The sequence below is a fragment of the Pleurocapsa sp. PCC 7327 genome, assembly GCF_000317025.1.
GTDB lineage: Bacteria > Cyanobacteriota > Cyanobacteriia > Cyanobacteriales > Microcystaceae > Hydrococcus.
The window spans coordinates 2,303,329-2,325,311 of the sequence record NC_019689.1 but is presented as its reverse complement, the minus strand read 5'-3'; the positions used below and the strand labels follow the sequence as shown (position 1 = coordinate 2,325,311).

The following is a 21,983-nucleotide window of genomic DNA, read 5'->3' as shown; positions in this document are numbered from 1 at the left end:
GAAACTACAGAAGTGGCTCTAGAGAGTATCTAAGCATCTTCAGGATTCAAATCGATCGTCTGCCAAGTAACAAAAGTCCCAATCGGACTCCAGATTAAATAGGGAAGCAGTAAAAAACGCTCCCCTCGAAATGGGAAAAACCAACAACCCCAGAATTAGCCCCAAGAAAAACCCCGTCGCCCCAATAAGAGTTCCAACTCTCAGACTGCGAAGATTGCACATCACGGGCGTATAAGCCAAAATCGCGACCTCTACGAGTAAATAGAACGCCATCAGCCACCAAGTTCGACTGCTACCGGGAACAGTTTCCCAGACGAGATAAGCCGACCAGGTTCCGCAGATAAAGATAAAAATCCAGATCGAAGGGATTGCCTATTCAAAGGTAAGCCAGTTCGGTCGGCGCAGGCGGCTAAACCAGCGACGACCTCTAGGAGAAACTCGATTGAGTGCAAAAGCGATCGCAAAAGTAACGCTCGCGATCGCCAGCCATGAAGGAATCATCTAATCTATTTCTATCGACGTAGGACTAGAATCGGTTGCACCGCTACCAGTTAAGGGTTTGCGGTATTCGGCATAGAGGCGATCGCGCCAGGAGAAAAACGGCTCGTAAGCACTTCGATCTGCCAACCCCGGAATTCCTTTGCCTTTGAGTTGTTCGGGAACATTTAAATAATTTCCGGCAGGAAACTTCAGGATCGTACTCAGTCCCGCCACTGCCAAATCTGCCAAAGTCGGTTCGTCCCCAACCAAATAGGGACGATTCTGTAAAATAAGAGTAAGGGCTTCTAAATCTTGTTCGAGTCCTCGGCGTGCCTCTTTAATGGCATCCGGACCGAAGCCAACCCCCGTTCCCAACAAACCCAAAAATTCAGAAGGGACTGCCCCCACCAAGGATTTGAAAAAGTCTGGGACATTCTTGGGCAAAATTGAGACGCGGAAATTCTGATTTTGGTTTAACGCGCCGATAAAAGCCTTGCGACCTTTTAACCCGATCGATTCATCCGCCCATTCTTCTATTAAAAGGCATTGTCCTCGCAAAAGCGGCTCGGTTGGAATAATTGGTTTTTCAGGATACTTGCGATCGAGATAGAAAGCAATCTCTGTCGAATCGGCAATGAATGTCTCTCCATCTTTGAGAACGGGAACTTGCCGCTGACCCGAAAGTCGAAAAAGTTCTAATTGTCCGATACCAGGAGTTACTTCAATTTTTTTATATTCCAGTCCTTTGTAGTCGAGGATTAAACGGACTTTCTCCGAATATTGGGACAGTTCAAACTGATATAACTCCAGCACTGGATTTCCTCTCGTCTTGCAGTAGTGAACATTATTTAATGTAATGGATTACTACGCGTTCGGGAACTATCTATAGTTGGAGGATTGAATCCGATCGATAAAGAGGAGCCAAAATCCCGTGAAGATTCTGTAAAGATGATTCTTAACGAACGGATAACCGATTTAGCGTTACACTTGTTTATATTTTTTACCGCTATGATATTAGATTAATTTCAGCAGTTAGTTAATATCGCTTAGTAGTACTTCTCAAGGAGGGCTAACATAAATTGTCTCGCCGCTATTTATTTACTTCTGAATCCGTCACTGAAGGTCATCCCGACAAAATCTGCGACCAGATATCCGATACGATTTTGGATGCATTACTCGCCCAGGACGACCACAGCCGCGTCGCCGCAGAAGTCGTCGTTAATACGGGTTTAGTCCTCATCACTGGGGAAATTACCACCAACGCTCACGCCAACTACGTTGACTTGGCACGCAAGAAAATTGCTGAGATCGGCTACACCGATGCCAATAATGGCTTTTCTGCCAATAGCTGTGCCGTCTTAGTTGCCTTAGACGAACAATCTCCCGATATTGCTCAAGGGGTAACGGCAGCTCACGAACAACGCGAAGAACTCAGCGATGACGAATTAGACCGCATCGGCGCTGGCGATCAGGGGTTGATGTTTGGCTATGCCTGCAATGAAACGCCCGAACTGATGCCCATGCCTATCAGCCTTGCCCATCGAATTTCTCGCCGCTTGGCAGCCGTTCGCAAAACCGGAGATTTATCCTATCTACGTCCAGACGGAAAAACTCAGGTATCCGTCGTCTACGAAGACGGACGACCCGTTGGAATCGACACGATTTTAATTTCAACTCAGCATACAGAGACCATTGGCGAGATATGCGACAACGCCGCCGTTCAGGCAAAAATCAAAGCCGATCTCTGGGAAGCTGTCGTTGAGCCAGTCTTTGCAGACATTGATGTCAAACCCGATCGCGATACTCGCTATCTAGTCAATCCAACTGGGAAATTCGTCATCGGCGGTCCCCAAGGAGATGCGGGTCTAACGGGTCGGAAAATTATCGTCGATACCTATGGCGGCTATTCTCGTCATGGCGGCGGTGCTTTCTCTGGCAAAGATCCCACTAAGGTAGACCGTTCGGCTGCCTACGCTTGCCGCTATGTCGCTAAAAATATCGTCGCAGCAGGTTTGGCAGATAAGTGCGAAGTGCAAGTGAGCTACGCCATCGGGGTAGCAAAACCCGTCAGCATCATGGTAGAAACCTTCGGCACGGCAAAAGTCGATGAAGAAAAACTGCTAGAGGCAGTCAAACAGCATTTTGAACTACGTCCTGCTGGTATTATTCAGACCTTTAACTTGCGCCGCCTCCCAGCCCAGAGGGGTCGCTTCTATCAAGATGTGGCTGCCTATGGTCACTTCGGACGGACGGATCTAGATCTGCCCTGGGAAGCTACTGACAAAGCAGCACTCCTAAAAGAAGCGCTATCTCATTCTTTGTCGAATGCGACGGTTGCTATCTAAAATCGTGCGCTTAGTTATCTGACTCATGTTTAAGTTCGAGTTATGGCTGCCAGCGTGCGGCGATGTCATGCTGGTAGCTTACGGAAGCGCCAAGGTAGACATTCTCGGCTTTTCTAGGCTAAACTGGTAATGAGTTTGTCTTAGTACGTAAATAACTAGCCTCAGATATGAAAGAACAAGGGGCAAAAACCAAACCCATTCACTCCCTCGAAGATGCTATCGAACGCTGTCAAACGATGGGGATGCGGGTTAGTCGCCAGCGCCGCTACATTCTCGAACTGCTTTGGGAAGCGCAAGAGCACTTGTCAGCCAGAGAAATTTACGACCGTTTGAACCAACAGGGCAAAGATATCGGTCACACCTCTGTTTATCAAAACTTAGAAGCCTTATCCAGTCAAGGAATAATCGAATGCGTAGAGCGATGCGACGGCAGACTCTACGGCAATATCAGCGATTCTCACAGTCATGTCAACTGTCTCGATAGCGATCGCATTATTGACGTTCGCGTCGAACTTCCAGAGACATTGATAAAACAAATCGAAGAACAAACAGGCGTTAAAATAACCGACTATCGCATAGATTTCTACGGTTACGAGAATTAATTTCGGGATACTAGTATAAACTAAGATGACTGCGGTTGTCGCTCGAAAGTCGATTGTCATTGACAAATGAACGATGACCGAGATAATGACAATCGATCGGTATTCCAGAGATAGGGAATTGTCGTGAATGGCTAATTCATAGAAACTTTCCTCAGTGTCAGAAGTGCAAACTGACGACGGGTTGTAAACTATGAAGTGTCAATCGAACCGATCGATGACTGACGACTAGCGATCGACGAAATTCTGTGAGCAATCGCCCGATTGAACTTCTGACCATCGACGACGATCCGATCTTTCGGCTAGGTCTTGCTACAGCATTAGAAGCCTTTGACGATATTCGGGTTATTGCCCAAGCCGACAGCATGGCTACCGCACTCGCCCGATTGGCAGAAAAAATTCCCGATCTTGTTATTTTAGAACCAGCTATGCCCGATGGCTGGCAACTCTGTCGGCAGATTCGACAAGATTACCCTGATTTACCAATTTTTCTCTTAAGCGCAACAACCGATTCAGAAAACCTGTTAGCAGCTCAAGTCTATGGCGTGAAAGGTTACGCCCCGAAAGGAACGGCGATCGAAGAAATCGTAGCAGTTCTGCGTCTGGTTGCCGCAGGCGAAACTCAATGGTACCCAATAGTATCCTTTTCCCCCGACCGCTCTCTTCGACAACCCATCCGCCGCAGAAATTGGCTCGTTCGCACGGGAGAGTCGGGACTGGCGCAAATTGAAGCAACGCTAAAAGAGGTACAAGCTCAGCTAGATAACCCTCAGCTACCGCTATTCGATTGGTTATATTGGAGTGGGAGAAGGCGAGAACTCCTAGCTTCGCGTTGGCTAGTCAAGCAACTTGTGCCCGTAGAAGTTGTCGTCGTTCCGGAAACTGCTCCCGAACCGAAAAAACCCAGCGATCGCGGCGGCGAACTAGCCATCTCTCCCAAACGGAACCTGTCCCGTCTCTCCCTTCCCACTACTGACTTGCTTGTGCCTGGGACATCTCCAACAGCAATTATATTAAATAATACGCTGGCAAAAATTCAACTGGGGATAGAGAATCGAACTGGCGTTCCGCTAGAAATCGATATTCTGCAAGCCAATAAAAAACAAGAAATATTTTATTTAGTTCTCGATCGCTTCAGAAAAATTTTAGAAGACTTGCGATCGCTCAATGTTACTCGCGAGGAGCTACCCCAGAAACGCTCCCTGGTTTTGCGAGAGTTATTAGAGTCTTCTTTATTAGATTTTTTTAGCCAATATTACACTTCGCTCGGTTTGAATGCTAATAAAATTATCGAGATCTTTTCCCTAGATGCTAGAACGATTGAAGAAGAAATCCTAGAAAAAATCCCGATGATAACCGAGCTTTTGGAATATTGTTTATTTGAAACACATTTAGCGATCGATAATATCTTCTATCGTCCCGAATCGCCTGAAGCAATAACCAGAGCGGAAATTATTTTACAAAACCTAATCGAGCGAATTGTCAATGCGATCGTCCAAACGATCTTGAATAATTTTTCTGAAATTGAAATAATCAAACAAAATCTTTATCAGAAAAATTATCTGTCTTCTAGAGAGATTGCGCGATTTCGGAACGACATTTCTTGGCGATACCGAAAAGAACGCTACATTGAAGAGCCAAAAAATATTTTTGAAAGTCAATATCGGTTATTTTTCCTAAACGGAGGCAGCCTGAAAACTACTTATATCTATGCGCCGCGCCAAGACGAACTCTACCAACTTAACGGAATTCCTTGGTTGGTGACAATAGCTCTAGAGTTGCGCGACGCGCTTTCCCCGCGCCTGCGAGCGGTTGTTGCGTTTGTTGGCAAAGGTGTTGTTTACTTGCTGACACAAGTTATCGGCAGAGCCATTGGCTTGATCGCTCGCGGGATAATTCAAGGGATCGGCAACACTCTACAAGAGACGCGATACGGAAAAAACAGCGAACGAGGCAAGTAACCCACCAACCGATAAATCGGGCGGCTTTATTCCTAACTACATTTCGTAGAAAACAAAACATAATCGAGATTTTAGATCTCCTTGCCGAAAGAAAGAAGATCCCAACGTCAGCAGTCGTAGGAACAAGGCAAAGCATTGCCCGCACAGAGGTAGTTTGGAAGTCTAACAAACAACAAATGACCAATGACCAATGACTGAGGCGTAGCATAATGGAAAATAGAGTCACATCTACAGCAGTTGGTTATGAAGGAAAATTCTTGGCAGGAAACGCGGCAGGAGCAAAATAACGAACGAGTGAGAACAAAAAATCCCCCCAGCGATCGCAAACTCCCCAAAAAACGATCCTCTCCCCGATACCTCAAACCGCTTGTGACGGGTTTGATAATTTGCCAGACGATTTTAATGGGATTGCCAGCCCTTGCCACAGGAGAAAAAAATGCGCTTAGTTACAGCCAACTGCTAGAGAAGCTGGAAAAAGGTCAAGTTAGTAAAGTCGAACTCGATCCAGCCAATCAGATAGCAAGAGTTACCTTGGTAGGTCAGGGCGAAAACGAATCTTCCCAAGAAGTCCAATTATTCGAGCGGAACCCAGAATTGGATGCGCTGCTGACGACAGCAAAAAATGTTGAAGTAGAGAATCGCCCTACGGCAGACCGCTCGGCGGCTATCGGGTTAGTCGCTAACCTATTAATCCTGTTTTTACTGTTGGGAATCGTCATTGCGATCCTGCGCCGTTCTGCTAGCGCCTCCGGGCAAGCAATGAACTTTGGCAAGTCTCGCGCTCGCTTTCAGATGGAAGCGAAAACGGGCATTAATTTCCAGGATGTTGCTGGAATAGAAGAAGCCAAGGAAGAATTACAGGAAGTTGTTACCTTCCTCAAACAGCCGGAAAAATTTACGGCGGTTGGAGCCAAAATTCCCAAAGGAGTATTGCTAATCGGACCTCCCGGCACAGGGAAAACCCTGTTGGCAAAAGCGATCGCGGGAGAAGCAGGCGTTCCCTTCTTCAGTATCTCCGGTTCGGAATTTGTCGAGATGTTCGTGGGAGTTGGTGCTTCGCGAGTGCGCGATTTGTTTAAAAAAGCTAAGGAAAACGCTCCCTGCTTGATCTTTATCGACGAAATTGATGCCGTCGGTCGCCAGCGCGGCGCTGGGATTGGCGGTGGCAATGACGAACGAGAACAAACCCTCAACCAGCTACTCACCGAGATGGACGGGTTTGAAGGCAATACGGGCATCATCGTGATTGCTGCCACCAACCGTCCCGACGTTCTCGATTCGGCGCTATTGCGTCCGGGACGTTTCGATCGACAAACGACCGTCGATTATCCCGATTTGAAAGGGCGGTTGGAAATTCTAGAGGTTCACTCCCGCAACAAAAAAATTGACTCGGATGTCTCGCTAGAAGCCATCGCTCGTCGCACGCCCGGTTTCACGGGAGCCGATTTGGCTAACGTCCTTAACGAAGCCGCTATTTTTACAGCGCGGCGGCGCAAAGAGGCGATGACCATGCAAGAAGTTAACGACGCGATCGATCGCGTCGTCGCCGGGATGGAAGGAACTCCCTTGGTCGATAGCAAAGCTAAGCGCCTGATTGCCTATCACGAAATCGGTCACGCGATCGTCGGAACGCTGTGTCCGGGTCACGATCCGGTGGAAAAAGTGACCCTAATTCCCAGGGGACAAGCCAAAGGGTTAACCTGGTTTACACCCGATGAAGAACAGGGCTTGATTTCGCGAGCGCAACTATTGGCTCGCATTACCGGACTCTTGGGCGGAAGAGTTGCTGAAGAAATTATCTTTGGCGAGTCCGAAGTCACTACGGGAGCAGGTAACGATTTAGAGAAAATTACTTATCTGGCGCGGCGAATGGTCACTCGCTTTGGCATGTCTGAGTTGGGGCTAGTAGCCCTTGAGGGCGAGAACGAAGCGGTCTTTTTGGGCAACGATCTCGTCAACAAACGAGCTGAATATTCAGAAGAAATTTCCTCTCGCATCGACGCGCAGGTACGAGAGATTATCAGCCATTGTCGCCAACATGCCCAAGCAATTATCCAGGGAAATCGCGCCTTGGTCGATAAGTTGGTCGATCTGTTGATCGAGCAGGAAACTATTGAGGGAGACCAGTTCCGCCAACTGGTCGCCGAATACAGAAAGCCAACCCAAGAGCAGCTAGTCACTCCTGCGTAAATTCCCTCTATCCTCGCCTACCTCCCCTGCTTTGCTATCCCTAGCAATGAAAAACCCTGCTTGGCAGCAGGGTGGGTTGGCAAGAGGAAAACCATGACAATAGGAGAAAACTCGAATTCGAGATTAGCGAGAAAAAACTTTTTGCGAGTAGGTTGATATTGTTTAGAATAATTGGCGCGATCGCGCCATGTCAGTCCCAAAATTAAAAGAAATTCGACCGATCGAAGCAAGATTTTGTTTCTTTCTAAGTGGAAAAAAGTAGAAGATCCTCGAATCGCGAATCGACACAACAATCGTTACAATCAAAGAGAAGTCGGACAAAAGATAGAAACTCAATGATTCCTACCGTAATTGAAACTTCAGGTCGTGGCGAACGCGCATTTGACATTTACTCTCGACTGCTGCGAGAGCGAATTGTCTTTTTAGGGCAGCAAGTTACAGATGAGTCGGCTAACCTAGTCGTTGCCCAATTGTTATTTTTAGAAGCAGAAGACCCTGAGAAAGATATTTATCTGTATATCAATTCTCCCGGCGGTTCCGTATCGGCAGGTCTGGGAATCTTCGATACCATGAATCAAATTCGTCCAGATGTTTGCACTATTTGCATCGGATTAGCAGCTAGTATGGGCGCTTTTCTCCTCAGTGCCGGGGCAAAAGGCAAACGCATGAGTCTTCCTAATTCTCGGATCATGATTCACCAGCCTTTGGGAGGTGCCCAGGGACAAGCGACTGATATTGAAATTCAAGCCAAGGAAATTCTTTACCTCAAAAACTTGCTCAATGAGCATCTTGCCAGCCACACGGGACAACCCCTAGACAAAATCGCAGAAGATACCGAACGCGATTTCTTCATGTCTGCGGAGGAAGCAAAAACCTACGGGTTAATCGACCAAGTGATTAATCGCCGCCCCTCTGCTAGCCATCCACCCGCAGCAGTTAATGGTCAGTAATTGGGAATTAGGCGAGAAGGTGACTGGGAGAGTGGGAGACTGGGGGACAAGGAAGAAGACAAACTACTAACCCCTATACGGGCGGGTTTTTGACAGTAACTGTAGGTAAATCTCTAGGGTTTTTAGATAAAGCTGCTCCTACTAACTACTATCCACTAACCATCCCCAATTCTTTCATCGAATCATCGAATCACTGGTAATTGCCTTCTGCATAAAAGCCTTACTAACTGGGTAAACTCTCCAAATAGCGAAGAAAGTCGAGCAGTTCTTCATCGTTGAGCAAGTGGCGCGATCGCTTTCCGTAAGCTTCTATCAAGTATTCGCGCCCTTGTTTGTCCGTCCAACCCAAACGCTTCATTTGAACGGTGGTTTGGAGCATCATCTCATCAAAAGATAAGGTGGGCGATGGAGTTGCAGTTTCCAGGGGAAGTTGAGGAGATCCGGAGACTACCTCGCCCAGTTCGGCAGTTTCTGTGGCAGTTTCCTGAAAGCTTAAGCGAGCTTCCTCAAGATCTGAGGTCATAGATTCGCGGAAACTAACATTCTCCTGGGATCCCTCGGACTTGGCAAACGCGCCAGTGGTTTGAGGGGAAGTGGCTCCGTTAGATAGTAAAGGTAGCGATTCGGGCGATTCAACTTTATCTTGAGCTTGGACGGACGCTGGAGTGCAGTCTCGCCCGGACAAGCGGAGTGCGTCCTCCTCCAAGTTATCTCCCGAATTCCTTTGAGCGGCACGGATGTCCCTTTGGGCGACTGCAAGCGAGTCCGAAATGGTTCGGAGTCGGTTGGTTGCGGAACTTTGAGATGGGGAAATTTCGGCGCGATCGATTTTTTCAAGCGGTTGAGAAACGGCTGTTTGAGGTTCTCTTGTTTTGACGCTTTCAACTTTCGGAGTTTTTGTTACTGTAACTTCTGAGGGAACGACTATTGCCTCGTCGATCTCCAGAATGGCTAAAGCTCTACTTCTTGCCCGATCTTCTGCTTGTTCGACTGTATCGGCAGCAGCTAAACCTGTAGCGATGGTCATGCCTCCCACTTGTACCAAAGCTCTGACGATGTATTTGTCGCGATCGATTTGCACTAGCTCGCTAATGAGACTGGCGTGAGGATAGCGTTTTCGGAATTGCGTCAACATAATACGATTTTTCTGACTAAAAAATTATCTCGCTCAAACAATGAGATCTTAGTACTAATTTAGTACTAATTGAGCTTAAAGGTTGAAGAAAAGAGAAGCAAAATGTCTCCTCTATTGGTAAAATTAAAGACTAAATGAAATGTCCTCTGGAAAAAAATGCTGAGGGGTTATCTACAGTTTGACAATAATAAAACCTCAGCGCTAGCCCTTAAAACGCTTAAACTATTCTAGTTTGCTGAGAGATAGCTCTCAAAATTATAATAGGGCTATAACTCCCTGCGGACAAAGTAATTTTTTAGCTAGCTGCAACTTCACAAAGTTATCGCAGCCGCGCGAACCTAGAGCGCACGGAACGATAACCGCCAGCTAGAGTCCTCCCTAGCCAAGTAAAAAGCTAGAAAATTTTTTTTGCATTACGACGGTTCTTATAGCCGAATCTTGTATGTCGCCTCTCGATCTGCCAATGATAGATTTAGAAAACTGCATGATGAGAAAATTTACCCGATCGCAAAGTTAGCTGGGAACAATCGGTTGTTAACGCAACGGTTTGCGATCGATTGATGGCTGACATTTTTAAGTTGGGTTTTCTCATTAGCGATGCTAAAAAATAGTAGCTCGTAAAAGCCGTTGCTCGGAAAATCACAATTAAACACGGAAGGATTATTTTAGATGGAATTTTCAATCGCTACATTACTATCCCATTTCAGTGAAGATAAATTAGTCGCTGCTAAAGTTTTAGAAAAAAAACTCGGTTGTGAAGATGAAGAAAGCATTCAGGAATTGCAAATTGTCTTAGATGCCTTAGAACGAATTGGAATCTTGGTTAAAGAACGAGGAAAATATCGTCGAGTCCAGGAAGAAAATGTCGTAGAAGCTAAGCTGCGCTGTTCCAGTAAAGGCTTCTGCTTTGCCATCCAAGACGATGAAGATGCCGACGATATTTACGTTAGAGAAAGCCATCTCAGCAATGCCTGGAATGGCGATCGCGTCCTCGTTAAAATCATCAAAGAAGGCAGTCGCCGTCGCTCTCCGGAAGGAGAAGTCAAGCTCATCTTAGAAAGAGCCAACCCTTCGCTGCTAGCGCAAGTAAAGCGGGATGATAGCAAATACCGTGCCGTTCCCCTAGACGACCGACTTTTGTTCGAGTTAGACCTCAAACAGAATGGCAACAATCTAGAAGAAGCCGTCAATCATCTCGTTCACGTCTCGGTGGTGCGCTATCCTATCGGACAATACGGACCACTGGGAAAAGTGACCCGCATCCTGGGAAGCGATGCAGAAGCTGCCGCAGATACGGATATCGTTTGCTGCAAGCACGACCTGCCCCAAACCTTTATGCCAGAAGTCCTCAAAGCAGCAGAGCAACTGTCAGAAGCCTCCATATCAGCCGAAATCAAAAAACGGAAAGACCTAAGAAAGTTACTGACCTTCACCATAGAAGAATACATAGAAAGAGACCATCCCCCCTTTATAGAAAATGCTTTCACCCTCGAAAAACTGAGAGGGAAAAAGTGGCAGTTAGGCATTCACATCAGCGATGTTGCTCACTATATCGAACCGGATTCTCCCTTGGATAAAGCAGCCAAAAAGCGCGGCACGGCAATATATCTCGGACAAAAAGTCCTGCCCCTGTTTCCAGAAGCCGTCACTCGTCTGTGTTCGTTTGCTCCAGATGAAAATCGGCTAGCTATCTCAGTCCTAATGACCTTCGACGAGACGGGTCAACTGCTTGAATATGAAACTTTACCTACCGTTATTAGCGTAGACCACCAACTCAGTTACCAGCAGGTGCAGTCTTTGCTCAACAATCCAGAAGTGATCGAACCGGAGATGGCAGAGGTCGTCGATCGCCTCAAGCAGCTATTTTTTAATCTCAGCCCTCTAATCAAAGCTCAAAGAATCCAGCGAGGCAGCTTTGAGATTCTTTCAGAAACGTCATGCCCTTATAAAGATGAGGGAAGAATCGGTGCCATTCTGGTGTCTTCCTCCCTGCCAGTTCGTTCTCTGTTGACCGAGTTAACGGTATTGGCAGGAAAAGCGGTAGCCGATCACCTCTTTGCCCTCGGCGTACCCGGAATTTACTGCGCCCAGCCGGAACCAGATTGGGATGAATTGGAAGATGTCCTGAAATTGGCGAACAATCTGGGATTAGACCAACGCTTAGAATCTGATGAGGAGATTACTTCCCGCGACTATCAAAATTTGACCCAGGCATTCTCGAAAGCGCCTTGTGTTAGAATCTTGAATCATTTGTTGCTATCGACGCTCAAGTCAGCCAAATACAGCAGCCATCCCGCGCCTCATTTCGGACTAGCCTACAAGGATTGCTATACTCATTGTCTTTCGCCGGGACAGCGCTATGCCGATTTGTTAGTCCAGAGAGTCCTGAAGACGGTATTGACAGAAGGACGCGATCGCCGTCAGAAACAAGCAAAAACAGGCGTTAATCTCGGCAGCAGCACCTCTCACGGGAAAATCAACTGGAACGTTTTGCCTCCTCAAACCCAAGAAAAGCTAGAAGAAGAATTGCACGCGATCGTCTCTCACCTCAACGATAGAGAAAAACTCGCCGAGGATGCAGAAAAAGACCTCCAAGGCTTAAAGAAAGCCGAAAAAATGAAGGAACGCACCGGACAGGTTTTCCGGGGCTTAATCACCGGAGTGCAATCCTATGGCTTCTTCGTCGAAATAGAAGACCTGTTAGTCGAAGGATTGGTTCACGTTAGCTCGCTCAAAGACGACTGGTACGAATATCGTTCTCGCCATAGCTGTTTGGTGGGACGCAAAAATCGCATCGCCTATCGTCTGGGAGATGAAGTCGAAGTAGAAGTAAAAAGCGTCGATTACTACCGCCAGCAAATTGACTTAGTAACTGTTGGTGGCGGCAGCGCCGCGAGTAACGAAGATTTAGAAGAAGACTAGAGAGAAGGGATGAGGACGGACGGCGGAGGAGAAGGAGTGGGGGAAGTAGGGGAAACAAGAGACTAATGACCAATGACCAATGATTAATGACAAACAACCAATGAAGACAGAAAAGAAGATAAGAAAAAATCCATTTAGATTGCTTTTGCCTTTTGTCTTGTGCCTTTTAACATTACTAACAGGTTGCGTTCGCTATGAAGTAGGCATTAACTTCGATCATCAGCATCGCGGAGAAATCGTTCAACACATCAAATTAGAACAACAACTAACTACGCTAGGCGGTTCGGAAGCAATTAAGTGGTTGAATAGCATAGAACGACGAGCCGAACAATTGCAGGGAAAAACCGAACGGATTTCCCCGCAAGAGATTGTCGTCACGATTCCCTTTGGGAACGGACAGGAACTCGCGAAAAAGTTTAACCAATTTTTTAAGGCTGACGAGCAAGTCCCTTCTGGGACGGTCGCAAGCGAAACGCTCGACTTAGTGCAGCTAAATTCTCAAATGTTCGTACAGCAAAATAATTGGCTGATTGTGGAACGCAATAAATTAAATCTAAACGTCGATTTACGCGCTCTAGGCGTTCTCTCCAAGCAGGGAAATATCATTGTCAGTCCTGGGTCTTTGATCGATTTAGAATTGGCTTTAAATACCCCTTGGGGCGCACGCACTACGGAAAATAATTTCTTGACTCCAGAAGTCGGCGAGACAAAAAATCAGCTAATCTGGCACCTTCAACCCGGTCAAATCAATACCATTGAAGTCGTATTCTGGGCACCAAACTATATGGGATTGGGAACAATTGGGATTGCCTTGTTGATGCTAGCAGGTTTCTATCTAAAATACGGGCGTTTGCCTTGGGTTGAGGAAGCGAGAGCAGCAATTGGCAATTAGAGCTTGATGAGTGCGAATTGACAATTGTTTGGTTATTGTCGCTCGAATACTACGAATCCGTTTGCTGGGATGCCTGCAATTCGGTTGGCATTATGGACGTGGATAAGATCGATATCGTGCGATCGCAACCCAGAATGAATAATACCAATTTGCAAGTCTATTTATTTTTACACTGGGGTGCTAGGATTCGAACCTAGGAATGGCGGGACCAAAACCCGCTGCCTTACCGCTTGGCTACACCCCAACGATATCGCCTTGTTTATAGTAGCAGCTAATCGCTATAGAGTGTCAAGTCCTTCTAAAATTTTTCTTGAGAATAAGAAGAATCCTTTAGGGGAGCGCGATTTATCAGTTACGTCCCCACCTATCTAAAAGAGAACCGCTATGAGTTAACCTTATCTAACTGTTGTTTTCCGAAGCCTCCAGACACAGAGTCCCCCCAAAGCGCTGAAAGCGATTAACCCCATCGTCGCATTGGATTCGGGAACGGAAACGCGATCGCCACTTACAGATCTCGCGCCAGAAACAATATCCTCATCCGCCTCAGCCGACACCGCTAGTGGAGCTGAAGCTAGTTCGATAGCAGAGGCAGTTGTCAATTCGTCGTCTAGTTCTGAGGCGAGAGTTGCTAAGGCAGAGTCGGCAACGATCTTATGAGCCGTCTTCGTCGGATGCACGCTATCCCAGAACAAGTAAGTCTGTGGACTATTGCAGATTGTCAGTTGGCTCGGATCGAGGATTGAGGGAGGTTGATAGAGGTTAATATTAGTACAACTTTCGGTTACATTAGTCAAACCAAACTTTTCTGGTCTGTTTGTGGCATCGTTCAATAAAGCGTTGACATCAAAAGCAATAAAGTTCGTTTCTGAAAACTGTCGGCTTAACCTTCTCAGTTCTCTGGATAGTCTTTGATTATGTCTTCTAATTATCTGACTAAGAGTGTTTTGGCTCCGAGGGCTAGTGCTCCGACCGAGTGGCGTATCGCTCAAGTCTGCTAAGTTGGGGACTAGAATATTACCGGCACCAAGACTGGCAAGCGTTGTTAGGGCATCGGATAGATTCCCCACGGTTGCTTCAACGAGCGCTCTTTGTTGTTGGGGACGAGTGGGAAGATCGTTTAAGCGCAGGAAATAATCGTTGTTCCCAGCCCACAAGGTGTATAAGGCGTTGGGATTGGCAGGTTGACCTAGCAATAGCGCTGTATAAAGATCGATCTGCTGTTCTAACCCAGCCGGTATTCCAGGAAAGCCGATGTTACTGCTGCCCGATGTGGAACCGCCGAGGGCAAAATTATCGATAGTTTCCGGTGTGAAATTTAGGTCTTGGGCAAGGTATTCGACCCAGATTGGACCGTTAGAAAACCGTCCTTGTGCGTAAAATGGGGGTTGGAGGAAAGACCCTTCAGCTCCCCCAGAGAGGTTATAGAAATTATTTACGTCGGAAGTACTGTCTCCAAAGATAACCAGTTCGTCAAAATTTAAGGTCGTCGCCCCGACTGGTAGTTGTCCTATTGTGCCCAGAGCGATCGCAATGCTCGCAGCAGCTATGGGTAGTTTATAGCTCAAGACTGCCTTTCCTCCTCACATTTCGTTTCCTATCGATGCTCGATCTAGATTATCAAGCATCATCGAGCAGATCTAGCCTCTTGAGAAGCTTTTAAAGATAGAAAAGCGGCGATCGCGCTTGAGATCGCACCTAGATAACGATCGCGATCGCTCCTCTGACGGTTTCTCAAAGATAAGATTTTCTTAAGAAGTGGGAAAAATAATTTTGAAGCCTTGCCCCAAGGTCTACTCTGGTGTTTTGTATGTCCGAAACTCGTCTTATCGTCTCTGAGCCTTGCATTATTGTACCCCAGTTACCTTCTAGCAAGCCGTTAGGCAACATTTTGCAAGAAGCCGATCTGGTGTCAGCCTCGCAGATCGAGCTAGCGCTGCAAGATCAAACTTGCTATCGAGATCTCAGAATTGGAGAAATCTTGGCGTTAAGAGGATGGCTCAAACAGGAAACGGCTGACTTCTTCGTCCAGCAGTGGCCCGCCCTACTCCAGCAGAAACAGCAAATGCCGCTAGGCTACTATCTCAGGGCAGCGGGATTGTTAGATGAAGAACAGATTCACCTACTGCTTTCCGAACAAGGACAGATCGGATTGCGATTGGGGGCGCTAGCAGTCCTCAAAGGATGGCTCAAACCGACTACCCTAGAATTTTTCTTGAAATATTTGTGTCCCGATCGCCAGTCGGAATCTCCGTTTACACAAAGCTATCCAGAAAATTACATCCGCTGCGATCGCTCAAGCGGCGCAAGCGATACTTTGACCGAAGATACCTTGACTGAGGAGATGTCGGAGAAGGAGGTTTTGCTCGAAAACATCTTGGAGGCGCAAACCATCATTGAAGATCCCTCAAATGAAGCTCTTTTTGATGAAGACGAGATCTTGAATGAGGATACGCCCACTCAGATAATAATTCCTTGCTCCGCCATCCCCAGTTCGAGCGAGCGCGCCCTTTGAACTTTGTCCTGAGAATCCGACTTTTTCCTAGCGACTGCTCATCGGTTGGGGCGATGAAGGATTATTTCGACTGAGATTGTGGGTTCTCAGAACGCTAACTGCTCGTTCGTAGTGAGGATCGGCACCCGTTCCCATCAGCGATGGATCGTTTTTCAGACGTAGTTGTTGCTCCATGGTCAAGTCTAGATTAATATCTGGCTTGATGCCCTTGTGATTGATGTCGGTCATGCTGGGCGGATAGTAACGCGCCACCGTCACGGCTAAACCCGACCCATCGGAGAGTTCGTGGACGGATTGCACCGTTCCTTTGCCATAAGTAGTAGTTCCGACTACAGTAGCTCGTTTATTTTCTTTGAGTGCCCCGGCTAGGATCTCGCTGGCACTCGCCGAACGGTCATCTACTAGGACGACAAGAGGAAGATTGGTCAACGCCGTGCCGTTGGCTGAGGTTTTGCGATCGCCGCCCTGGCGATCGATGATATGCACGATATCGCCTTTTTCCATCCACATCCGCGCGATATCCACGCTGGCAAACAGCAGTCCGCCTGGATTGCCCCGCAAGTCCAGAACATATCCTTTTACTTGTTGTTTGCCCAGGTCTTCGATCGCCTGCTTGGTTTGCTCTGCCGCATGGGAGCTGAAATCGTCAATTTTGATATAGCCAACCTTAATCTGACCCTCTTGTCTGAGATTATAGCTGACCGACGGAACTTCCATCTCGACGCGAGTCAGCGATACGTCAACAATTCCTTTGTCCTTTTGAGCTACTTGCAGGTTGACTTGGGAGCCGACTTCGCCTTCTAGTTCTTTTGATGCTTCTTCCAGGCTCATCAAAGCAGTCGGTTTGCCATTAATTCTTAAAATTCTGTCACCTGGTTTAATCCCTGCTTTCATAGCAGGAGAATTTTTAATTGGTTCGATGACGATCAGGTCGCTGGTTCGCTTATCGACTGCCAGCCGCAAGCCCACGCCCGTAAATTCTCCGGAGGTTTGACTGGTCAACATCTTGAATTCATCCGGGGCAAGAAAGCGAGTGTAGGGGTCGCCTAATTCTTGTAGTGCGTCCTGGATGGCTTTATATGCTTGTTTTGGGTTGGCATAGTCCCTACTCAGCAACTCTTGTCGCTTTTTTTGCCAATCGCGGTGATTAAACTCTTTGTCTACAAATTCGCTGTTAACCAGTTGCCAAACTTCATCGACAACGGCTTTGGGACTATTGTCTAAGGTATTAGAGGGCTTTTCTTGAGTTTCGGAACGCTCTCGCGAGGGAGTTGGCAGCGACGAGGAACTGGAGGCTGGCGCTAGCAAAGATCCAACGGCTAGAGTAGCGATCGCTCCTCCAAATAGAAGTTTTTGACACAAACAGGACAATCTGGGAAATTGTTTCATAGAACAGCGTTTTGTGCGGTTACAAGAGACAGGAACTAGCCAGAGCCATGGTTTTGCCCGTCGGTCTCGAACGGCTAAATTCTAACGGCAACGATCGAGTTCCTAGCTCCTTAATCCACTATAATTCTGCTTGGAAAAAATCGAGTAAAATTCGCTGGTGAATCTCGCCCAACGAACGAATTTCCCTTGCTTTCGCCGAATAGTAACGACCCTGGCGAATTGCCTCTGGCGGCAGTAAAGCAAAATCCCACCCTTCCCGCAACGCGAGGCAATCGAGGGGAACGGTTAGCAGGGCATGGTAAACGTGGCGAATGACTTTCGGATCGCCGTAGCAGCCAAACGCGATCGGTCGAGCGATGGCGTACTCGATTTCTTCGAGGATCTCTCGCTTCAAGCCTTCTTCTGGCGACTCTCCCGGTTCCAGATGACCGCCAAACAACCCCCAATGTCCGGGATAGGGGATTCCCAGTTTATCATCCCGCAACTGCATTAAAAATTTGCCATCTTGGTAGAGAATCGCCAGAGCTACGTTGATAGGTCTCTGGGTTATCATGCTACTTGTCAGTCGATGGGGGAGTGCCAGCGGGTTGTCGGGATCGAGACTGAGAGCGGCGTTCCAATTTTTCGAGTTCTACAACGTACATCTCTTGAGATTCTTGTTCTCCAATCGCGATCGGTTCGTGTTTGATTTGTCCTTTAATGGCTATCTCGTCTCCTTGAGAGGGGAGTTCTTTTTGGGTCATCACCCAAACCGCGCCCGTTCGGTCTTGCAATTGATAAGCGCCACTGCCTAAAAACGGAACGCGATCGCCGACTATTCCTTTAAGATAGACAACCTCAGACTCTTTTTGATGTTGCTGTAGCTCGCTAATCGAGATTGCGGAAGAATTTGAAAGAGCGATTAGATCGCCCGTACGACCGCAACCGATGAGTCCTATGCCTACTAATAATGGCAACAAACTACCCTGCCAGCGACTCGGCTTTTGAGATCCCATTTCCCTACCCATTCAATGACATCTGGAAACATCATATCCAACTAAGATAGAGATTGGACGATCGTAGTTCCATCTCTCAAACTCATTCTCGATCTGCTACACTCGATGCCCGCTCAAACAGCTCAAATTCTTGATGGTAAGGCCCTAGCGCAAAAAATTCAGTCGCAACTGAAAGAACGCATTCAAACTCTGGAACCTCAAATCGGACGACCCCCAGGATTAGCCGTACTCATGGTAGGAGATAATCCTGCCAGTGCTGCCTACGTGCGAGGTAAAGAACGCGCTTGCAAGAATGTGGGAATCGCCTCATTCGGTCGTCATTTTCCGACTCAAACCTCTCAACAAGAACTAGAGCAAGTTATTGATGAACTCAATCGAGACGAACGAGTCGATGGGATTCTCGTTCAGTTGCCCCTGCCCGAACATTTAGACTCCAATGCTTTGTTATATAAAATTCATCCCGATAAAGATGTGGATGGATTGCATCCAGTTAATTTAGGGCGACTGGTACGTTCGGAACCGGGTTTGCGTAGCTGTACGCCAGCAGGAGTCATACGTCTGTTGCAGGAGTATGAGATCGAGTTGAAAGGCAAACAAGCGGTTATGGTTGGGCGCAGTATCCTGGTTGGCAAACCGCTGGCGCTAATGTTGCTCGAAGAGAACGCAACGGTGACAATTGCCCATTCCCGTACCCAAGATTTAGCGAGTGTCGTTCGCCAAGCAGATATTCTCGTAACCGCTATTGGACGACAAGAAACGATCGGTGCCGATATGGTCAAACCCGGTGCAGTTGTAGTCGATGTGGGAATCAACCGCGTCGTCGGTGCCAATGGGGAATCGCGCTTGGTGGGAGATGTGAATTTTGATGCTGTCGCTGAAGTAGCTCGCTATATTACTCCCGTTCCTGGCGGCGTAGGACCGATGACGGTGGCAATGTTATTGCACAATACCGTTCAAAGTTACGGTCGGACTGGCTAAATCCCAATCTTAATTTTGTTTTTATTGACGAAGGCGATCGCGAATTTTTATATTCAGAATCGGTCTCGTTTGTAATAGCGTAGGATAATAGATCGTGCAATAAATCTATAGTCGCCTTCATGTCTGCTCCAAAAGACAGATCGACAACCCCTACTATAAAAAAAGGAGAAAGTATTGGTTAACGCGACTTCCTTTAAAACCACGAGATCGGAAGAGATTTTTGCCGCCGCCCAAAAGTTAATGCCTGGTGGGGTTAGTTCTCCCGTGCGAGCGTTTAAATCTGTTGGCGGACAACCCATCGTGTTCGATCGCGTCAAAGGTGCATATATTTATGATGTAGATGGCAACCAGTACGTTGATTATGTAGGCACTTGGGGACCGGCTATTTGCGGTCACGCTCATCCCGATGTCATTGCTGCCCTTCACGAAGCCCTAGAAAAAGGAACCAGTTTTGGCGCGCCCTCGGTGCAGGAAAACCTTCTCGCCGAAATGGTTATCGAAGCGGTTCCCAGCATCGAAATGGTGCGCTTCGTCAATTCTGGCACCGAAGCCTGCATGTCCGTGCTGCGCCTGATGCGCGCTTTTACCGGACGCGACGCGATCGTCAAATTTGAAGGCTGCTATCACGGTCACGCGGATATGTTTCTGGTCAAGGCAGGATCGGGGGTGGCTACTCTGGGTTTGCCGGATTCTCCAGGCGTTCCTAAAACGACGACCAGCAATACTTTAACGGCTCCCTACAACGATCTAGAAGCAGTCAAGGCATTGTTTGCCGAAAATCCCGATCGCATTGCTGGGGTAATTTTAGAGCCAGTCGTCGGCAATGCTGGTTTTATTCCGCCCGATGCGGGGTTTTTAGAAGGGTTGCGGGAAATCACCCGCGAATATGGAGCCTTGCTTGTTTTCGATGAGGTAATGACAGGCTTTCGCATTGCCTACGGCGGGGCGCAAGAAAGGTTTGGCGTTACGCCGGATTTGACGACGTTGGGCAAAGTGATTGGCGGCGGTTTGCCCGTCGGTGCTTATGGCGGACGGAAAGATATCATGGCAATGGTCGCCCCATCTGGTCCAATGTATCAAGCGGGAACCCTTTCTGGCAATCCCCTAGCGATGACGGCTGGGATTAAAACCTTAGAGTTACTGCAAAAGCCGGGAACTTACGAATATTTGGATCGGATTACCAAAAAACTGACTAATGGCTTGCTGCAAATTGCTCAAGAAGCCGGACACGAAGTCTATGGCGGTCAAATTAGCGGCATGTTCGGCATGTTTTTTACCGGAGAGCCAGTTCACAACTACGAGGATGCGAAAAAGTCTGACCTCGTTAAGTTTAGCCGCTTCCATCGAGGCATGCTAGAGCGCGGCGTTTATCTGGCACCATCTCAATTCGAGGCGGGATTTACTTCCTTGGCGCATACGGATGAAGATATCGATCGCACTTTGGCAGCGGCGAGAGAAGTTTTATCTAGTCTGTAATCGCTATCATCGCGATCGCCTTTTAGATCGATCGGTCAAGTGGCGATCGCCTTATCTGGCTAATTCTGCCTCAAGAGCAAGCTAATTAATACAATGTTTAGAACACTCAGAACCAAAGGATACATCCAGATAAATCTAATGTGAACGTTCTTTCTTTTTTCTAATGTGTGTATATGCTGGTTGAGGCTATCAAGCCTAAATTCTATTTTCGTATCCTGACCAAATAAATCTCTATTTTCTTTCAGAATTTTACCCAAATCTTTATCGATAACTTGCTCTATTTTTATCTGTATATTCTTCAACTGATTGTTTAATCTTGTCATTTCTTTTTCATGTAAATCCAGCCTTTTATTGAGCTGATAGATCTCATTTAAATTAGATGACAAGTTCAAAATTTTGTAGATATATTTCTCAATCAAATCCAGCCCGAGGTGAAAATATCCTTGATGAACGTGTCGAATGGCACTTACTAATTCTTTAGCTGAAGTAGTCTTGAGAAAATAGCCCTTGGCACCTGCCTGTAAAGCTCCATAGAGATAGTTATCATCATCCTGAACGGTAAAAATTAACACTTTAGTGGTAACAAATCGCTCAGAGATGATTTTGGTGGCTGTCAATCCATCCATGACCGGCATGTCAAGATCCATCAGGACGAGATCGGGCTTGAGTTCTTCTACCAACTGAAGAGCTACTTGACCGTCCACAGCAAATCCAACTATTTTTATATCTGGTTCGGCTTCTAAGTAGCTCTTCAAAACTTCATGAATTGTTTTCTGATCGTCAACGATAAGCACGCGAATCATAGGGCAAACTCCAGCGAGGAATTGAAGGCTTAGCAGACGGACAGCCTTACTTATTTGCGTTAAGAAGTTAGAAGTTGAGAATAGTTACTTCCACATGGATGAATAACAACCAAGCTGACATAAATAGAGAAAATCTTGCGATCGTTGACGAGCGACCCAACCACCTACTTTTTTTAGCCTTGATTCCGATCCCTCAAGATTATTAAACTTGACAAGCCCACAATAAACAGATAGCTTTGACATCCGTATAAGCGGATCTCTCTGCTTCAATCTTACTCGATTAGTATTAACTAAATTTAAGCAATCGCTCGATTTTAGACTAATTTATTTCATTGTTTCTGTATCACTTAAAATTA

The 21,983-nt window shown here is 47.0% G+C and carries 18 protein-coding genes, 1 tRNA gene and 1 pseudogene; 11 read left to right on the top strand and 9 right to left on the bottom strand.

Annotation, left to right across the window (positions count from 1 at the left end; genetic code table 11):
• Positions 1-29: 29 nt before the first annotated feature.
• Positions 30-501: pseudogene (locus PLE7327_RS26510) on the bottom strand (TspO/MBR family protein).
• Positions 502-1,293 carry a glutathione S-transferase family protein gene (locus PLE7327_RS10360; protein ID WP_015143783.1) on the bottom strand — a complete coding sequence of 264 codons (792 nt, stop codon included), beginning with the start codon at positions 1,291-1,293 and terminating at the stop codon, positions 502-504. It lies immediately after the preceding pseudogene.
• Between the two features lie 266 nt (positions 1,294-1,559).
• On the opposite strand from PLE7327_RS10360, the gene metK reads away from it, so the two are divergent.
• The 5 genes from metK to clpP all read left to right on the top strand — a co-directional run bounded on the left by metK (position 1,560) and on the right by clpP (position 8,525).
• The gene (metK, locus tag PLE7327_RS10355; protein WP_015143782.1) at positions 1,560-2,825 is read left to right on the top strand and encodes a methionine adenosyltransferase; all 1,266 of its coding nucleotides are present in this window, start codon (positions 1,560-1,562) and stop codon (positions 2,823-2,825) included.
• Positions 2,826-2,992: 167 nt separating this feature from the next.
• Positions 2,993-3,427 (top strand): Fur family transcriptional regulator, encoded by a 435-nt coding sequence (locus tag PLE7327_RS10350; protein ID WP_015143781.1) that lies wholly within the window; start codon positions 2,993-2,995, stop codon positions 3,425-3,427.
• A 245-nt stretch (positions 3,428-3,672) separates the two neighbouring features.
• Positions 3,673-5,385 carry a DUF3685 domain-containing protein gene (locus PLE7327_RS10345; RefSeq protein WP_015143780.1) on the top strand — a complete coding sequence of 571 codons (1,713 nt, stop codon included), beginning with the start codon at positions 3,673-3,675 and terminating at the stop codon, positions 5,383-5,385.
• 243 nt (positions 5,386-5,628) lie between these two features.
• The gene (ftsH, locus tag PLE7327_RS10340) at positions 5,629-7,575 is read left to right on the top strand and encodes an ATP-dependent zinc metalloprotease FtsH (RefSeq protein ID WP_015143779.1); all 1,947 of its coding nucleotides are present in this window, start codon (positions 5,629-5,631) and stop codon (positions 7,573-7,575) included.
• A 248-nt stretch (positions 7,576-7,823) separates the two neighbouring features.
• The gene (gene clpP / locus PLE7327_RS10330) at positions 7,824-8,525 is read left to right on the top strand and encodes an ATP-dependent Clp endopeptidase proteolytic subunit ClpP (RefSeq protein ID WP_256377725.1); all 702 of its coding nucleotides are present in this window, start codon (positions 7,824-7,826) and stop codon (positions 8,523-8,525) included.
• Positions 8,526-8,748: 223 nt separating this feature from the next.
• Here clpP and PLE7327_RS10325 read toward each other — a convergent pair whose 3' ends face one another.
• Positions 8,749-9,660, bottom strand: coding sequence for a hypothetical protein (locus tag PLE7327_RS10325; protein WP_015143777.1), 912 nt, complete (start codon positions 9,658-9,660; stop codon positions 8,749-8,751).
• Between the two features lie 669 nt (positions 9,661-10,329).
• On the opposite strand from PLE7327_RS10325, the gene PLE7327_RS10320 reads away from it, so the two are divergent.
• The 3 genes from PLE7327_RS10320 (at position 10,330) to PLE7327_RS23365 (ending at position 13,671) form a co-directional block, all read left to right on the top strand.
• Entirely contained in the window at positions 10,330-12,582 is a 2,253-nt protein-coding gene (locus PLE7327_RS10320) for a ribonuclease R family protein (RefSeq protein ID WP_015143776.1), read from the top strand.
• 100 nt (positions 12,583-12,682) lie between these two features.
• Positions 12,683-13,474 (top strand): DUF3153 domain-containing protein, encoded by a 792-nt coding sequence (locus PLE7327_RS10315; protein WP_015143775.1) that lies wholly within the window; start codon positions 12,683-12,685, stop codon positions 13,472-13,474.
• Between the two features lie 17 nt (positions 13,475-13,491).
• Entirely contained in the window at positions 13,492-13,671 is a 180-nt protein-coding gene (locus tag PLE7327_RS23365; RefSeq protein WP_071880603.1) for a hypothetical protein, read from the top strand.
• Here the strand turns inward: PLE7327_RS23365 and PLE7327_RS10310 are convergent.
• Together PLE7327_RS10310 and PLE7327_RS10305 are read right to left on the bottom strand one after the other, a co-directional pair.
• Positions 13,647-13,718 (bottom strand) — tRNA-Gln (locus PLE7327_RS10310). The two genes, PLE7327_RS23365 and PLE7327_RS10310, sit on opposite strands and share 25 nt — an antisense overlap.
• A gap of 151 nt (positions 13,719-13,869) precedes the next feature.
• A complete protein-coding gene (locus tag PLE7327_RS10305) occupies positions 13,870-15,039 on the bottom strand; it encodes an SGNH/GDSL hydrolase family protein (RefSeq protein ID WP_015143774.1) in 1,170 nt (389 codons plus the stop codon).
• Positions 15,040-15,281: 242 nt separating this feature from the next.
• Between PLE7327_RS10305 and PLE7327_RS23360 the strand changes: the two genes are divergently transcribed.
• Positions 15,282-15,986 carry a hypothetical protein gene (locus tag PLE7327_RS23360; protein WP_015143773.1) on the top strand — a complete coding sequence of 235 codons (705 nt, stop codon included), beginning with the start codon at positions 15,282-15,284 and terminating at the stop codon, positions 15,984-15,986.
• A 27-nt stretch (positions 15,987-16,013) separates the two neighbouring features.
• Here the strand turns inward: PLE7327_RS23360 and ctpB are convergent, their stop codons facing one another.
• The 3 genes from ctpB to PLE7327_RS10285 all read right to left on the bottom strand — a co-directional run bounded on the left by ctpB (position 16,014) and on the right by PLE7327_RS10285 (position 18,370).
• Positions 16,014-17,375 carry a carboxyl-terminal processing protease CtpB gene (gene ctpB, locus PLE7327_RS10295; protein ID WP_015143772.1) on the bottom strand — a complete coding sequence of 454 codons (1,362 nt, stop codon included), beginning with the start codon at positions 17,373-17,375 and terminating at the stop codon, positions 16,014-16,016.
• Between the two features lie 118 nt (positions 17,376-17,493).
• The gene (locus PLE7327_RS10290) at positions 17,494-17,928 is read right to left on the bottom strand and encodes an NUDIX hydrolase (protein WP_015143771.1); all 435 of its coding nucleotides are present in this window, start codon (positions 17,926-17,928) and stop codon (positions 17,494-17,496) included.
• 1 nt (position 17,929) lies between these two features.
• Positions 17,930-18,370, bottom strand: coding sequence for a hypothetical protein (locus PLE7327_RS10285; protein WP_015143770.1), 441 nt, complete (start codon positions 18,368-18,370; stop codon positions 17,930-17,932).
• A gap of 105 nt (positions 18,371-18,475) precedes the next feature.
• On the opposite strand from PLE7327_RS10285, the gene folD reads away from it, so the two are divergent.
• Both folD and hemL read left to right on the top strand, forming a co-directional pair.
• Positions 18,476-19,348: a bifunctional methylenetetrahydrofolate dehydrogenase/methenyltetrahydrofolate cyclohydrolase FolD gene (gene folD, locus PLE7327_RS10280; protein WP_015143769.1), complete on the top strand. Its 873-nt coding sequence runs from the start codon at positions 18,476-18,478 to the stop codon at positions 19,346-19,348.
• 174 nt (positions 19,349-19,522) lie between these two features.
• A complete protein-coding gene (hemL, locus tag PLE7327_RS10275) occupies positions 19,523-20,824 on the top strand; it encodes a glutamate-1-semialdehyde 2,1-aminomutase (protein ID WP_015143768.1) in 1,302 nt (433 codons plus the stop codon).
• A 59-nt stretch (positions 20,825-20,883) separates the two neighbouring features.
• Here hemL and PLE7327_RS10270 read toward each other — a convergent pair whose 3' ends face one another.
• Complete coding sequence (locus PLE7327_RS10270; protein WP_015143767.1) at positions 20,884-21,627, bottom strand: response regulator; 744 nt, start codon at positions 21,625-21,627, stop codon at positions 20,884-20,886.
• Positions 21,628-21,983 lie beyond the last annotated feature (356 nt).

What these genes read in the sequence shown, in the direction of transcription:
- folD (WP_015143769.1), top strand. Translation starts at nt 18,476, where the DNA reads ATGCCCGCTCAAACAGCTCAAATTCTTGATGGTAAGGCCCTAGCGCAA.
- PLE7327_RS23360 (WP_015143773.1), top strand. Translation starts at nt 15,282, where the DNA reads ATGTCCGAAACTCGTCTTATCGTCTCTGAGCCTTGCATTATTGTACCC.
- PLE7327_RS10325 (WP_015143777.1), bottom strand. Translation starts at nt 9,660, where the DNA reads ATGTTGACGCAATTCCGAAAACGCTATCCTCACGCCAGTCTCATTAGC.
- PLE7327_RS10285 (WP_015143770.1), bottom strand. Translation starts at nt 18,370, where the DNA reads ATGGGATCTCAAAAGCCGAGTCGCTGGCAGGGTAGTTTGTTGCCATTA.
- PLE7327_RS10290 (WP_015143771.1), bottom strand. Translation starts at nt 17,928, where the DNA reads ATGATAACCCAGAGACCTATCAACGTAGCTCTGGCGATTCTCTACCAA.
- PLE7327_RS10350 (WP_015143781.1), top strand. Translation starts at nt 2,993, where the DNA reads ATGAAAGAACAAGGGGCAAAAACCAAACCCATTCACTCCCTCGAAGAT.
- ftsH (WP_015143779.1), top strand. Translation starts at nt 5,629, where the DNA reads ATGAAGGAAAATTCTTGGCAGGAAACGCGGCAGGAGCAAAATAACGAA.
- ctpB (WP_015143772.1), bottom strand. Translation starts at nt 17,375, where the DNA reads ATGAAACAATTTCCCAGATTGTCCTGTTTGTGTCAAAAACTTCTATTT.
- PLE7327_RS10315 (WP_015143775.1), top strand. Translation starts at nt 12,683, where the DNA reads ATGAAGACAGAAAAGAAGATAAGAAAAAATCCATTTAGATTGCTTTTG.
- PLE7327_RS10320 (WP_015143776.1), top strand. Translation starts at nt 10,330, where the DNA reads ATGGAATTTTCAATCGCTACATTACTATCCCATTTCAGTGAAGATAAA.
- PLE7327_RS10270 (WP_015143767.1), bottom strand. Translation starts at nt 21,627, where the DNA reads ATGATTCGCGTGCTTATCGTTGACGATCAGAAAACAATTCATGAAGTT.